The sequence below is a fragment of the Paenibacillus sp. UNC217MF genome, assembly GCF_000686865.1.
Lineage (GTDB): Bacteria > Bacillota > Bacilli > Paenibacillales > Paenibacillaceae > Paenibacillus_B > Paenibacillus_B suaedae.
The window spans coordinates 1-13,985 of the sequence record NZ_KK366027.1 but is presented as its reverse complement, the minus strand read 5'-3'; the positions used below and the strand labels follow the sequence as shown (position 1 = coordinate 13,985).

The 13,985-nt window shown below is 43.9% G+C and carries 13 protein-coding genes and 1 pseudogene; 9 read left to right on the top strand and 5 right to left on the bottom strand.

Features of this window, described 5'->3' with window-relative positions; genetic code table 11:
• Positions 1-77: 77 nt before the first annotated feature.
• Complete coding sequence (locus tag BP95_RS0116180) at positions 78-1,013, bottom strand: aldo/keto reductase (protein WP_021252425.1); 936 nt, start codon at positions 1,011-1,013, stop codon at positions 78-80.
• A gap of 210 nt (positions 1,014-1,223) precedes the next feature.
• Here BP95_RS0116180 and BP95_RS0116175 point away from each other — a divergent pair, with 210 nt between their 5' ends.
• The 8 genes from BP95_RS0116175 to BP95_RS0116135 all read left to right on the top strand — a co-directional run bounded on the left by BP95_RS0116175 (position 1,224) and on the right by BP95_RS0116135 (position 8,229).
• Positions 1,224-2,315 (top strand): hypothetical protein, encoded by a 1,092-nt coding sequence (locus tag BP95_RS0116175; protein ID WP_021252426.1) that lies wholly within the window; start codon positions 1,224-1,226, stop codon positions 2,313-2,315.
• 48 nt (positions 2,316-2,363) lie between these two features.
• Positions 2,364-2,918 carry a GNAT family N-acetyltransferase gene (locus tag BP95_RS0116170; protein WP_021252427.1) on the top strand — a complete coding sequence of 185 codons (555 nt, stop codon included), beginning with the start codon at positions 2,364-2,366 and terminating at the stop codon, positions 2,916-2,918.
• Positions 2,919-3,269: 351 nt separating this feature from the next.
• Entirely contained in the window at positions 3,270-3,749 is a 480-nt protein-coding gene (locus BP95_RS0116165; protein ID WP_028532728.1) for a DUF6530 family protein, read from the top strand.
• Positions 3,750-3,751: 2 nt separating this feature from the next.
• Positions 3,752-4,966: an MFS transporter gene (locus tag BP95_RS0116160; protein ID WP_028532727.1), complete on the top strand. Its 1,215-nt coding sequence runs from the start codon at positions 3,752-3,754 to the stop codon at positions 4,964-4,966.
• A gap of 12 nt (positions 4,967-4,978) precedes the next feature.
• Positions 4,979-6,097 (top strand): AAA family ATPase, encoded by a 1,119-nt coding sequence (locus BP95_RS0116155; protein ID WP_028532726.1) that lies wholly within the window; start codon positions 4,979-4,981, stop codon positions 6,095-6,097.
• Between the two features lie 140 nt (positions 6,098-6,237).
• Entirely contained in the window at positions 6,238-7,197 is a 960-nt protein-coding gene (locus BP95_RS0116150) for a vWA domain-containing protein (RefSeq protein WP_231515128.1), read from the top strand.
• A 42-nt stretch (positions 7,198-7,239) separates the two neighbouring features.
• Positions 7,240-7,599 (top strand): GIY-YIG nuclease family protein, encoded by a 360-nt coding sequence (locus BP95_RS0116145; RefSeq protein WP_028532724.1) that lies wholly within the window; start codon positions 7,240-7,242, stop codon positions 7,597-7,599.
• A gap of 150 nt (positions 7,600-7,749) precedes the next feature.
• Positions 7,750-8,229 carry a DUF6530 family protein gene (locus BP95_RS0116135; RefSeq protein ID WP_021252431.1) on the top strand — a complete coding sequence of 160 codons (480 nt, stop codon included), beginning with the start codon at positions 7,750-7,752 and terminating at the stop codon, positions 8,227-8,229.
• 176 nt (positions 8,230-8,405) lie between these two features.
• Here the strand turns inward: BP95_RS0116135 and BP95_RS0116130 are convergent, their stop codons facing one another.
• The 3 genes from BP95_RS0116130 to BP95_RS0116120 all read right to left on the bottom strand — a co-directional run bounded on the left by BP95_RS0116130 (position 8,406) and on the right by BP95_RS0116120 (position 11,182).
• A complete protein-coding gene (locus BP95_RS0116130) occupies positions 8,406-9,389 on the bottom strand; it encodes a hypothetical protein (RefSeq protein ID WP_028532723.1) in 984 nt (327 codons plus the stop codon).
• 214 nt (positions 9,390-9,603) lie between these two features.
• Positions 9,604-10,581 carry an NAD(P)H-quinone oxidoreductase gene (locus BP95_RS0116125; RefSeq protein ID WP_028532722.1) on the bottom strand — a complete coding sequence of 326 codons (978 nt, stop codon included), beginning with the start codon at positions 10,579-10,581 and terminating at the stop codon, positions 9,604-9,606.
• A 115-nt stretch (positions 10,582-10,696) separates the two neighbouring features.
• Positions 10,697-11,182 (bottom strand): hypothetical protein, encoded by a 486-nt coding sequence (locus BP95_RS0116120; protein WP_021252434.1) that lies wholly within the window; start codon positions 11,180-11,182, stop codon positions 10,697-10,699.
• Positions 11,183-11,487: 305 nt separating this feature from the next.
• On the opposite strand from BP95_RS0116120, the gene BP95_RS0116115 reads away from it, so the two are divergent.
• Positions 11,488-12,960 (top strand): fused MFS/spermidine synthase, encoded by a 1,473-nt coding sequence (locus BP95_RS0116115; RefSeq protein WP_028532721.1) that lies wholly within the window; start codon positions 11,488-11,490, stop codon positions 12,958-12,960.
• 166 nt (positions 12,961-13,126) lie between these two features.
• Here the strand turns inward: BP95_RS0116115 and BP95_RS34275 are convergent.
• A pseudogene (locus tag BP95_RS34275) lies at positions 13,127-13,985 on the bottom strand (collagen-like triple helix repeat-containing protein); the annotation flags it as partial.

The following is a 13,985-nucleotide window of genomic DNA, read 5'->3' as shown; positions in this document are numbered from 1 at the left end:
AATGTAAATTGTGAATCCAATATACAAATACAAGCCCTCCAACATGATTGGCAGGGCTTGTTCCTATATATAATCCGTTATCCTTCGAGAACGAGTTTGATTTGATTCCATGTTGACGCAGGAAGCTGAATGCCGCTCGCCGCTGCATTGTCATGAATCTGTTCTACTCGCTTCCCGCCAGGAATGACCGCATCCACGCCTGGCTGCTGCAGCAGCCAAGCAAGTGCGAGATTCGGCAGCGCAAGCTGCTGTTCACTTGCGATTGCCTTCAATTTTTCTACGCGGGCAAGATGCTGCGTGAACACATCGGGCTGGAACAGTTCTAAGTCCTTTCGCCAATCCCCATCATCCAGTGTCATATCAGGTTTGTATTTCCCACCCAATATTCCGAACGCAAGAGGCCCATAAGGAATAAACGAAATATCGTGCTCAAGACAGTACGGAAGTAGTTCCTGTTCTGCAGAACGATCGAGCATATGGTATGGGCTTTGCAATACACTGATTGCATTCGTTGCATTCGCTTCTTTCACTTGATCAACCCTCGCATTGGAAATACCGATTGCACGGATCTTTCCCTCCTCTTTCAGACGAGTAAGTTCGCCGATTGATTCACTTAGCGGAATGAGCTCATCGATAAAGTGAATATAATATATATCGATATAATCCGTCTGAAGCCGTTTCATGCTTGCTTCTACAGCACGTCTTAGATAGTGGGGATGATTATTGAAACGTATGCTGCCGTCTTCGAGCTTCTCGATTCCCCCCTTGGTTGCTAGTATGAGATTGTTCCGGCAATCTTGTACAACTTCCCCAATTAATTGTTCCGAACGCCCGAACCCATAGGCATCTGCTGTATCCAGTAACGTAATTCCCTGCTCAATGGCTTCTCGAACCGTTTGTTTCCCAATATCTTCATTTACATTGGTGTAATTGTTATGCCCACCTACTGCATTTGTTCCGAATCCAATCTCCGATATTTGGATGGAAGTTTTCTTTAATGTCGTGTATTTCATACGAATCTCTCCTTTTCTGAACTACTTCTTTATTACGATTACAGATAAGCTGCCTATAACGTTATCAATCTCAGCAACATCTGTCCTGATTCAGACGTTAAGCTTCGCCTTAATTTTTGTTAAGATATAGGATAGATATAGAAGTGGAACTCAGAGTGATATAGATATCATTCATCGTTTACAATCAGAATGATAATGGAGGGTTGCTTGTTGGAGACCAAAGAAATTATGCGAAATATTGAGGCATTCAAAAATTCCAAGGCGCTATGGAAAGAGTTCGAATATGAGGATTCTGACGCAAACTATTGGAAACGATATGCGGCAGCGATTGCGCTTCAGTATGATTGGAGAGAGGAGGATTATGATTTCATTCGATATTTGATGGAGAATGAAGTGGAGAGTCGTACCCATGATTCGTTCCAAGGATACGGGGATTCCCTGCTGCTCCTCTCTTATTTGCTGGCCAAATTCCGCAAGCTTGAAAATGTATGGATATTTGAGAAAGCTAAATCCGCAAATTTCGATACGTATTGTGGATATTTTGACGAATTTATCTTCTCAGCTGGAGTGGAACAAACGTGTACATACATAGAGGAAGTTGGTCTTACGGAATCGAACAGCTACCTTTACGAACGCAAGGATAATTTGAGATCCCTCTATACAGAGCAAGATATCGAATCATTTATGCAAAGAATGGCCCTATGGTTCCCAGACAGCATCGATAAAGAATCTACAGATAGTCTGTTGTCTCGGGCAATCGATTTTAAGGATGCTGAAGAGGCAGCACGACTGTTTGCCATTCTTGAACAGGACACTGAAGCTAGCACCACAACCTTATATTATCGTGCCAAAGAAATCGGAAATTATGAGAAGGCCATCTATTATAAACAAAAGGAACTAGATTCTATTAATGACCCAAGAGATAAGGCTTCTGCACTCCTTGATATTACTGAACTGCGCGTGATGAATAACGATTATGCTGAGGCTTATGAGACCGCGCAGCTATGGGAACAACTCCTATCCCAATTTGATAGTTGGCAGGAAACCGGACTGGGTAGATCGATGTGTGAAGCCTGGTTTGATATCTGTCTTGGCTTGAACAAAGAGCAGAAAATGACTACTGCGCTCCTCTGCTATGAAAATGGGAAGTGGATGATCAGCCGCACGAACGCTTGTTACTTAAACCTATTAAAAAAGGCATACGCATGCAGTGAAGTGCTCCAAAAAAAGAAAGATATGCGTTTCTATAAAATGAAATTAGTAAAGGAGAAAAAGAAGATAAACCGAAAAACAAGAAGATAATATACCTACTTATTCTATTCCATCTAATCGAAATGAGGTAATTTATGAATGGAGATTTCATATTGGAAAGGCAAGCGTATTCGGTTTCGTGCACCTGTTGCAGAGGATATCATCATTTTCGACAGTTTGGATGACAGCATACTGCAAAATATGGACTCGATTGCATTTCCACGGACACAAGCGCAATTGGAAGAATGGATCGAAGAAATCTCGCAGGGAGCTTCGGAAAATAGCCATGATTTCTACTGGATCGCCGAGGATGCCAATAAGGGAGACGTCGTCGGTACCATTGAGATTGATGGCACTGACTTCAAAAATGGAACCTTCGATTACGCAATATCTGTATTCCCTGCTTATCGGGGCAAGGGCTACGCCAGTGATATGATCCTAACCGTTTTGAAGCATTATTTCTTCGAGCTGAGATATCAAAAAGCAACCGTTTGCATTTATTCCTTCAACGAAGCTTCTATGAACCTGCATCGCAAGCTTGGTTTCATCCAGGAAGGCAGACTGCGCAGCATGATTTACACCAATGGGAAGTACCACGACGAGGTGTATTTCGGTATGACCAAAGAGGAATTTGAGGCATTATACATGAGATAAGGTATTGACAAATACATAACTCAGACGTTCTTAACAACGAGCTGTCGGGCGGTAGTAATCTACTTGCTTAACAGCTCTTTTGTTTTTTCAGTTTCACACATCTAGAATTTCTCCGTTCACAGTTGATATGCCATACATACGTTTTCTCCCCTATTCTCCATCGATACTCACTTAACACGATAATCATAACGATCATCCCCCCTCTTTTTCGTTCTAACCAGACAGTTTTAACCAGGGATTTAAAAAACGGGCTTCAAAAAAGATTGACTCCTGATGAGATCCAATATAAACTGAAGCAGTAATTTAGTAAATTAGTAATTTAGTAAATACAAAATTGAAAAGAGGGAGAAAATGAAAATACCTACTACGTTAAAACACAAGCCTGTTGTCGTGTCGAATAATTATGAGCAAGTTGATGGCCCCTTCGCCAGAAGCACTGATGTGAAAGGTCTTTCCCTGGGATTGGCTCAGTGGAATGGCAGCGGCAAGGTCGATATTTCCGCCAAGGTATGGAGACATACGGGAGAGAAATGGTCGCAGAATTCGGAGGAACTTCCCCTTCATCGTGTGCTTGACTTGTCCATTTTGATTTGCCTCTCTGTAGCTCATTTTCATGAAGCATACCGGTATGAGCATTTATATGACGCGCAGGAACCTGTCATCGACCGGATTGGCCTGCAAGGAGACGCCATGACCGTGGCAATTGATACGGAAAATGAGCTAATCAATGAGGACATTAAGCTGTTCAGTCAAGCGCTGAGTGACAATGATGAAATGATCAGCGAGCGCCTTCGCAATTTATCAAAAATCTTAAAGGATATTGGGTATTGACGATGTTGTCCAATCGATATGTTCGAACCGTGATTCTCTCCCGGGTGCTGCTGCAACTCGGAATTTGGATCCGGAATTATGCGGTTCTGCTGTATGTTACCGAATTAACGAACAATAATCCGATTTATGTATCGCTGATTTCAGTCGCGGAATTTGCTCCGATTTTCCTATTCGGACTCATTGGCGGAACCTTTGCCGACCGATGGAAGCCGAAGCGAACGATGGTATGGAGTGATCTGCTGTCTGCCTTGTCCGTTGTAGCTGTGTTGATTGCCGTTTTGAATAACGGATGGATTGCCCTCCTCATCGGATCATTTATTTCGGCCAGTCTGTCCCAGTTTTCCCAGCCTTCGGCCATGAAACTATTCAAGCGGCATGTGCCAGGTGAACAACTGCAAGGCGTGATGGCGATGTTTCAAACGCTTGTTGCCATCTTCACGGTATTGGGACCTATCATCGGCACGTTTTTATTTATTCAATTTGGAATTAACGTATCTCTAATTTTGACGGGTGTTTTCTTCCTGGGAGCTTCGTTCATATTGTACACACTCCCTCGCGATAAGGAAGAACCGAAATCGACCGATGCTCGCAGCTTCTTCAAGGAGCTTACGGCCGGGCTGCGCTATATTGGGGCGAATCAATCGTTACGCACACTTTGCATGACCTTCGCAGCTGTCGGAATAGCGTCAGGTCTGACTCAACCGCTTCAAATCTTCCTTGTCATCGAGAAATTGGGATTGAACAAACAAGATTTGCAGTGGTTTGTGATGGCCAACGGAGCAGCCATGTTCGTAGGCGGAATTGCCATTATGGGGATCGCCAAAAAAGTAAAGCCACAGTTGCTGCTTATGATCGGCTTGCTTGTCGCCGCCGTTTGTACGATGGGTATTGGTGCGTCTAGTCTGATTTGGCTGACTGTTGTTCTCTTAGTGATTAGCGGCTTGTTTTACCCTTGTATTCATGGCGGCATTCAGACGCTTATTGTACGCAATACGGAAAGTGCATTTATGGGCCGAGTATCCGGTGTGATCACGCCAGTTTTTATGGGCATGATGGTCATGGGCATGTTTTTATCCGGTTATTTGAAGGAAATGTTTTCACTTCTCACTGTATATCTGTTGAGCGGTGTTTTGATTATTGTGGGAACCCTTTTGCTCTCCCCACTCCTGATTGAAAAAAAACAAACGATAAACGAAAATCTGCATCATGATAGATAGGAGAATCATGAAATGAATGTACATGAAAACTATGTCTTGTCCCCTGCAAGACAACTGACGGATGAAGAGAACAGGCTGATTTGGAAAAAGCCTTCCTCCCATCAGGTCAGCGAAGAAGAACAGCGAATATGTAAAGAAGTAAAACGCAATTGGAATCGCGGGGAAATGAAAATTGCTAATATTCTGTTAGAAGGCGATGCCGGTTCCGGTAAAACTCAACTTGCCAAAGCATTGTCTGCGAATTTCAGATTGCCGTATACGAAAATAACCTGCTTTGCCGATATGGATAAATCAGATATTATCGGCGCTATATTGCCCGTCATTCCTTCTGAGCAATTTGAGAAGCTGGAGCCTGAGGAGCAACGCATTTGGCAAGCAATCTATGATAGCGATAGTTTGCATCACATTACTGAAGTGCTTATGAATGCGCTACAGATTACACAGGAACAGGCCGCCTTACAAATGAAGCAGATGCTAAATCGTGCAGCAGAATACACCGAGGGCGAAGCGGTTGAGTACCGATTTTACCCATCTGAAATCGTTAGAGCGTATCAAAAAGGATATCTTCTGGAAATTCAAGAACCAAACGTGATTCGAGATGCGGCGGTATTGATGGCGTTAAACTCTGCTCTGGAGCTGGATGGAAGCATGAACCTCCCTACCGAGATCATACACAGGCATTCGGACTTCATCGCAGTCATTACAACAAATCGCAGTTATGCAGGGGCAAGGCCATTAAATGAAGCACTGCGCGACAGGGTTCAACACTCGGAAAAGATGGATCTGCCCGGCAAAGAGGTCATGATAGAACGCGCGATATCCAAAACAAGCTATCAGGATGAAAAGGTGCTGAGCATGTTAGCAGATGTTATTATCATTTTGGATCGAACAGCTCGGGCAAATGCCATCAAAGGCGTGGCTGGAATGCGTTCCTTTTTCTACTGGGCAGATGCAGTTGCTGGAGGAGCCTCCGTCAAAGAATCCCTATATCATAAGGTCATCTATAAAATAACAACCGATGACGAAGAAATTAAGATTCTGGAAGAGGCACTTGAGAAGAATGGTGTGCTTGCTAGCTTAGAGGACGTTGCGAATCAGGTAAAAAAAAACAAAAATTCGGTGAACCAATAGAAATTAAGACATGGGGAAATATCGACTCGGATCTTGATTATGATGCTGACAGCCTTACCGAGGAAAAAGGCATAGCACTTAGAAAATCTGCGGATAGTGAGGATCGTTCATCACTAACATCTGCGGATTCTCACGGCGATATGAAAAGTACAGATACGGGTGAAGACGGCTCCCCCCAATATCATCAGGCCAATCCAGCGCCAATGACTGAGGATGAAAAAAAAAAAGAGCGAGATTTCCGAAAAAAACTGAATCGTGCCGCAAGGGAAATGGTGACTAATACGATTCATGAAAAGGTGAAGCTTATCGTTCACCGACCAGACTATACGCTAGAAGATCAGCACAATTACGATCGTCTCAGCAGAGGACTCATGCCAATCGTAAGGGAGATTGCCAGAAAAACACTCCCACTTCTGGAACACGAGGTGTCTTCCGAATATACAAGGAATCGTTACTATGGAAGTAAGTTTCAGGCAGATAGCGTGGCTTACAGGGATTATCGGTATTTTGCCAAAAAACGCCCTCCATCTGAGTCCCCTTCTCTAGTGGTTGGCCTCAGGATTGACGAATCCGCTTCAATGTCTGCGTTTGGCAGATTGGAGGCAGCAAAACAAGCAGTAATAGCAGTCTACGAATTTTGTCAGATTTGTCAGATACCTTTACTCATCTACGGTGATACGGCTGATGTTTCTAGGATGGAGCAAATGTCGGTCTTTGCTTACACTGACTTTGAGAAGCCAGATCCAAGCGATCGATTCAGGCTTATGAGCATCCAGGCCAGGAGTAATAATCGCGATGGAATGGCGCTTCGAATGATGGCGGAACGGTTAGCGGTGTCACCTCAACAAACCAAGCTGCTCATCAGCATTAGTGACGGACAGCCCAAAGCAATGGACGATTACACAGGAAATTATGCAATAAATGACATGCAGCAAACGATTGAGGAATATGAGCAAAAGGGAGTCCGGTTCCTTGCAGCTGCTATCGGTCAAGATAAGGACATAATCCAGACAATCTACGGGAATGACAGATTTTTGGATATTACGAATTTGCATGAGCTGCCCGCTAAATTAGTTCGGATTATCGCCCGGTATATATAATAATTCACATCACTCTTCATACTTGAAAAGGAGACAAACAACATGGATATGAATAAACGCAAGGAGCTTATTGAAGCTTACAAACAAATCAAGACTTACATGGGAGTTGTCCAGATCAAGAACAACACAAACGGTAAAATCTTCATTGACAGCTACCCCAATTTAAAAAATAAATGGTTCACGCTGCAAATGCAGCTGGACATGGGCAGATTTGCGAATGCTCAGCTGCAGAAAGATTGGAAGGAATTCGGATCTGATGCCTTCACCTATGAGGTGCTGGAGCAGAAGGAAGCCGATAAGGTGACTGACATCCGCTGGGAAGTGAAGCAAATCATAAAGCCATGGCTTGAAAAGTTGCAGCCCTATGGAGACAAAGGATATAACAAGCCACCTAAGGAATAAGTTGTTGGCGTTCATTGCAAGAATTGGCGGGGAGGCTTCCCCGCCCTTTCTCATATTACCCAGATTTCCTGGCAGATTGACTATCGTTGATATTCAAGATAAGATGAAACAGTCATTTAGTAAATTAGTAAATGAAAAGAGGGTCAAAACATGAAAATACCTACTACGTTAAAACATAAACCTGTTGTCGTGTCAGAAAATTATGAGCAGATTGATGGCCGACTCGCTCCCGATACAGATGCCAAAGGCCTCTCGTTAGGTTTGGCCCAATGGAACGATAGAGGAAAGATTGATATTTCTGCTAAGGTGTGGAGATACACAGGAGAGAAGTGGTCCAGACAGTCAGAAGAGCTCCCTCTTCATCGTGTACTTGATTTGTCTATTCTGATTTGTCGTTCATTGGAGCATTTTCGTGAAGCTTACCGATATGAGCATCTTTATGATCCCGAGCAGCCTATCATCGACCGAGTTGGCCTACAAGGAGATGCCATGACTGTGGCGGTATGTACGGACAATGAGCGAATTAATGAGGATATTAAGCTGTTCAGCCAAGCGCTGAGCAATGACGATGAAATGATAGGCGAACGTTTGCGTACGCTATCTAAAATCTTGAAAGATATGGGGTACTAAAGAAGTTTATCTGATGCATATATTTGCTGAATCAGCAGTGCCACAAACGATGTGAGGCTTGTTTGTTCGGCAGATACGAAGTCTACATGTTAAGAAAAAGGTGCCTAAAAAAGGCGCCTTTTTCTATAAACACACTTCCAGCTCGCCACAGGTCAAGAGTCTGCGATCATAAGAGATTAATTGGGTGTAAAGGCACCTGTTCCAGCGCTTGAACCATTGCCTACCACAGAAATCGTACCGGTGTCTGTGGTGCGATAGTTGCTGGTAGAGCCTGAATTATGAATTGGATCGCCTGTAAACAACGTGCCGTAATTGGCAGGACTTGCATAATAGTTAAGCGTATTATTTCCTCCTGAATACCAGATGTCGCTCCATTGGAATGGGAACCCGTACATGGCCGCGGCCCACCATGCCATTTTTAATTTATCTGTCGTATTATCTGTTGGTAATGCACTATTCGGCGCATTTGTGGCAATAACGGCCGTTTCAATACCTTTAATTCTTTTATATGTCAAACATTTATCAGCTTTTGCTGACCAATCAGAGATTGATAAATACGTATTGGAAGATATAAGCCAACTTTCAGCAAGATACCAGTCACCAACTCCGACATGGGTCGGCTGGTAAACTCCATTTTCGTTCAGATCTCCTCCAATTTGATCTGGATTCCAGGCGTTCATGAACACCTTGAGACCCTTCGCGTGTGCATAATCAGTGACATCATTCTGGATTGTTCTTGTTACAGAGTAGTCAAATCCTGCGCAGTCAAGGAACACACCATATACGCTCATACCACTCCATTTGTTGATTTTTTGCTTAATCGCTGTTGTATCAGGGTTCGGAGTACATCCTAAATTCACGTACCCAAAAACTTTCTTGCCGCCGAGTGCATTTAGATTGTTTATAATCGCGACTGTGTTCGCATGGTCGCCATGTGTCGTTTCTTCAAGCCCTGCTCCAAACACGATGATATCAAACAGAGCAAAGGTGTTCGTTGCAGTTGTTACATTTCCACCCGCACCGTTTACGACAGAAGGCCAACCATAATAAATAGCCAGCCGTTGCTGAGGAGTTATAGCTTCAGATGCTCCGGCAGACGGAATAAAACTTGCCAATCCAATGCAAAAAGCAAGCAGAATCAACCATTGATTTTTCTTCATGCCTCTCTACCTTTCTCTCTTCGTATTTGAAATTTATACAACGATATCACTTTCATCCGATGTAGCTGCACTCCCCCTTTTATTCTTGTGACTGACTAGCTGGCATCTCGAGATCATCGCTTACACCATCTGCATCCCAAAAAAGACCGCTACAATAATAGTAGCGGCTCATGGTCTTCATTAATACTTTTTATTTTTTTGGTAAACGTGAAATTTATCTCACTTGCAATATGATTTTCCCTGTATTGCGATTCTCTTCCATATGGATGTGCGCATCACTTACCTTCTCAAGCGGGAAGATGGTATCAATAATTGGTTTTATGCTGCTGTTATCGAAATAGGCCAGAACATTAGCTGCAAAATCCTGCGTAAGCCGCGCCTTGTATTCATCACTTCTCGGCGTTAACAGGGTACCTGTCAGCTGAACACATTTTGACATTAAGGCAAACAAATTCATTTGCTCTACCTTCACTCCACCAAGAACGCCGATGAGTACCCAACGACCTTCCTTCTTAATGCTGGCAAGATTCTTCGCCCAATAATCCGCCCCTACAAAGTCCAGAATTACATCTGCTCCCTGCCCATTCGTAGCCCGAAGCACCTCTTCGTCAAAGGATTGCTCCTTATAATTGATGAGCACATCAGCACCCAGTTCTCGACAGAAATCCAGCTTCTCCGCAGAACCAGCAGTTACAATTACGGTTGCCTTGCTGATCTGTTTCGCAAGTTGAATCGCCGCTGTGCCTACTCCGCTGGCACCTGCATGAATAAGCACAGTCTCGCCTTGTTGTAGCTTGCCAATCCAGTATAACGTCTGGTACGCAGTTAAGAATACTTCTGGAATTGCCGCCGCATCAGCAAATGAGAAGGAGTCGGGAATCGGGATCGCCCGATCCATTGGCATGACCGCATATTCGGCATATCCTCCCCCATTTACTAGACCCATTACTCGATCACCAACCGTATAGGTGCTCTCACCATTGACTTCGATGTCCGTTCCAGCAACTTCTACCCCTAGAATAGGGTTCGTCGCATATCCGGCCTTGCCTTCACGCATGACAATATCTGTTCGGTTCACTGCAGCAGCATGAATTTCGATTAGCAGCTCTCCTGCTTGCGGCTGTGGGCTCGGCAACTCTGTTATCTCCAGCTGGTCTGGTCCACCTGGTTTGTTTACGATTACACCCTTCATTGAGAGCCTCCTTGTTTATTATCTCTTCACGTTGTTTGATAGTTATGAAACTATCATATTTAAGACAACCCTTAAAGTCAAGATTATGGTATCGGAGTTCGTTTCTAGGGTATTTTCATGACATCCCGCCACTTTGTTCTTCTAACCATTGATTTAGAAGCTTGAGCTGTTTTTGATGGGCGTCATCTATAGTCCGAAAAGATTTATTGCTTGAGTCTGCATACCCATGAAGTAAAATCTCGCCTCCTTCAGACATGATATAGGACACCAAATCACCCTTTTCTCCATAGAAAGATAGCAAATAGGCTGGGTATTCGGGGAAATTGGATGCCGAGAAGTCATTTCGAACCCGAATATCTTGAAGTGTACTCATAATGAGCTCAATTTGTTTGTTATCAGTGATGTGAGCATAATTATTGCCTTCGTTATCCCCTGACATAAACTTCTTCAGAAAAATAGATTCGATCTTGGCTTCATTTACATAATCCATGACTAAATCATGTAGTGAATACGTAATTCGTGTCTGATACACATGATTACCTAGTACGCCTGAAATCAACAACAGGGCAACAATCATAATTGGCATTTTGTATCGTGACATTCCAACCGCCCCCACTATCGTTCTAGTTTTCGTATCTACGTAAATACTACCAGATTATAGAATTCAATAGAGCTACTCTTTTTTTGAAACAAGTTATAAATGTAAATGAAGTTATTGATCAGATGACGGGATCGCAGATATTTCCCACATGGTAACTGAGGAATGACAGTATGAACAGGTGCAATTGTGTGAACACTGATTCAGAAGCATTGATCCTATTAGCTAATTTGAGGTGTGAATACTTGAATAACCATTTTTCAATCCGTTTTCTATATCTATTTGTATTCATCACAGGAGCTTCCGTCATGGCGATCGAAATTGCGGCTTCCCGCTTCCTGGCGCCATACTTCGGTACTTCGATGATTGTGTGGGCGAACATTATTGGACTTATCCTTCTATCACTCTCTCTCGGATATTGGGTTGGTGGCAAATGGGCCGATCGTTGGCCGAGCGGCAAGTTGTTAATGATGCTGTCACTACTGTCCGGTGTCCTTGTGTCCTTATTGCCCTTATGGGGTAGCTTCATATTTCAGTTTCTTACCAATGGCATAATGAATACACCCGTCTGGATCATTTTCTGTTCGTTCTTCGCCGTTTTAATCGTATTTGCTCCCCCTGTATTTTTACTGGCGATGGTGAGTCCGTTTGCAATTCGGTTAGTATCCGATCAATCGAAGGACATTGGCCGTGTAGCTGGCAATCTGTATGCGTGCTCCACATTAGGGAGTTTATTGGGCACATTCGGCACTGCTATGATTACGATCCCATTGTTGGGAGCAAGAGAGTCAATTTATATTTGGTCTGCTGCTCTGATTGTAATTAGCGGTTGGGGACTGCGACATACGAAGCAGCGTTGGTTGGTTTTGCTTCTACTTGTTCCTGTGCTTTCCTATTTCTTCATCAATGACAACGTGTCTACTTCCGCAAATGAGAAAGTCCTCTGGTCCAAGGATACGTTCTACCAATATGTCAGAGTCGTCGAGGCTTCTAATGGAGATATTTCTTTAGTATACAACGAGGGCGGTGGTGTTCAATCGATCCGGAGGGCTAAGCCAGGATTGCATACTGGCGACTACTACAATGATTATTTAGTACTCCCCTATTTGACCAACTCGCCGGATCAGCTGCTTGTATTGGGTTCCGCTGGTGGTACGATTCCTCGGTTGTTGGCTGAGTATGTGAAGCCACAATTTCCAAATATGAATGTTACTGGTGTAGAACTAGATCCCGAGGTTATTGCGCTTAGTTATCAATTTATGGGGTCGAAGCCTGAAGATGCTCAGATTGTGAATCAGGATGCTCGTGTATTTATTAGTAATACGAATCGGAAATACGATATCATAGTTGTCGACTGCTACTCGCAGCAAATCTATATTCCTGCTCATTTATCGACTGTGCAATTTTTTGATACCCTTCGAATGCATCTGAATCCAGATGGGTTCACTGCTTTAAATGTGAACGTGACAACACCCGATTCTCCACTGCTCTTAGCGATGGCGAAGACAGTGAAGCAGGTATTTCCCAACACGTACATCGTGAAGTCGTCAGGGCAATACAACTACATGATCATCGGATCCATACGCCCGCTGCGAACAGATAATCTCAATCAAATACATCTGAATAGTCCCATTCACCCGCTTCTCGAACAATGGCAGAAAGGGCTAAAGGAAGTGAATGATGAGCTGCTTGCCAACGCACAAGTATTGACTGACAACCACGCTCCAACTGAAATGCTAACAGATTCGATGATTTTTGGGTCAATTCCAGATCGCCCTTAATCCTTGTATACGAATAAAGCCACTATACTGAACAATGAATGTTCAATTACAGTGGCTTCTATTGTTGCACCAACATATCTGCTATAGGATTCAATTTCTCTAAGTCGGAGATCAGTTCTCTCGTCTTTGCCTTTCTCGTGATGTTCCTGACGGGATACGCATGGCTTTATGAAGTTGTGGTGAAGAAAACCGTATATACTGCACTTTGAGTTATATTGGGAGAAGCAAAAAGTGATACCCCATTATTCCTTACGACTGTATTTCCAGGGATGACACTCGTCCATGAGATTGTTGCCGGTGCCGTTGAGACTGTAGGATTATACACGTAAACTGGCTGTGCACCAATATCTGTTGGACTGATCGAAAACACGATAGAGCCAGTTATGACAGCTGTGGTTGCAAGCGTTATCGTTGATATAATGTTGCCTGGAGATGGTGAGGTAGCGTTGTTAGCTACGTTAGCACATATCTGAAATAAATAGGAGCCTACTGATAAATTGTTTACATTGATGGAGCCTGAAAAACCAGATACATTACCTGCGCCGAGCACAACATATGGTATCTCATTGGACACAGCGCCTGGAGAACCAGAGATTCGTTGAAACCCTGAGTTCGCCCCGCCAAATAATATAGCTTTCGTGGAAACTGTGGATGATGGCCCCGTCGCTCCAGTTGCTCCGGTTGTACCGGTGGTTCCTGTAATACCAGTAGCCCCAGTTCTTCCTGTTGCTCCTGTCGTTCCGGTGATGCCTGTTACCCCGGTCGTTCCTGTCGCACCAGTCGAACCAGTTGCTCCGGTGACGCCTGTTACTCCAGTACTTCCCGTCGTACCTGTCGAGCCGGTTGCTCCAGTGATACCTGTTACTCCAGTACTTCCCGTCGTACCAACCGAGCCGGTTACTCCGGTGATGCCTGTTACTCCTGTCGTTCCCGTCGCACCAGTTGAACCAGTTGCTCCGGTTACACCTGTTGATCCGATCGTTCCCGTCGCACCAGTTGAACCAGTTGCTCCGGTTACACCTGTT

Coding starts and splice junctions, on each gene's coding strand:
- BP95_RS0116180 (WP_021252425.1), bottom strand. CDS start 1,013: ATGAAATACACGACATTAAAGAAAACTTCCATCCAAATATCGGAGATT.
- BP95_RS0116170 (WP_021252427.1), top strand. CDS start 2,364: ATGGAGATTTCATATTGGAAAGGCAAGCGTATTCGGTTTCGTGCACCT.
- BP95_RS0116165 (WP_028532728.1), top strand. CDS start 3,270: ATGAAAATACCTACTACGTTAAAACACAAGCCTGTTGTCGTGTCGAAT.
- BP95_RS0116160 (WP_028532727.1), top strand. CDS start 3,752: ATGTTGTCCAATCGATATGTTCGAACCGTGATTCTCTCCCGGGTGCTG.
- BP95_RS0116155 (WP_028532726.1), top strand. CDS start 4,979: ATGAATGTACATGAAAACTATGTCTTGTCCCCTGCAAGACAACTGACG.
- BP95_RS0116150 (WP_231515128.1), top strand. CDS start 6,238: ATGAAAAGTACAGATACGGGTGAAGACGGCTCCCCCCAATATCATCAG.
- BP95_RS0116145 (WP_028532724.1), top strand. CDS start 7,240: ATGGATATGAATAAACGCAAGGAGCTTATTGAAGCTTACAAACAAATC.
- BP95_RS0116135 (WP_021252431.1), top strand. CDS start 7,750: ATGAAAATACCTACTACGTTAAAACATAAACCTGTTGTCGTGTCAGAA.
- BP95_RS0116130 (WP_028532723.1), bottom strand. CDS start 9,389: ATGAAGAAAAATCAATGGTTGATTCTGCTTGCTTTTTGCATTGGATTG.
- BP95_RS0116125 (WP_028532722.1), bottom strand. CDS start 10,581: ATGAAGGGTGTAATCGTAAACAAACCAGGTGGACCAGACCAGCTGGAG.
- BP95_RS0116120 (WP_021252434.1), bottom strand. CDS start 11,182: ATGTCACGATACAAAATGCCAATTATGATTGTTGCCCTGTTGTTGATT.
- BP95_RS0116115 (WP_028532721.1), top strand. CDS start 11,488: ATGGCGATCGAAATTGCGGCTTCCCGCTTCCTGGCGCCATACTTCGGT.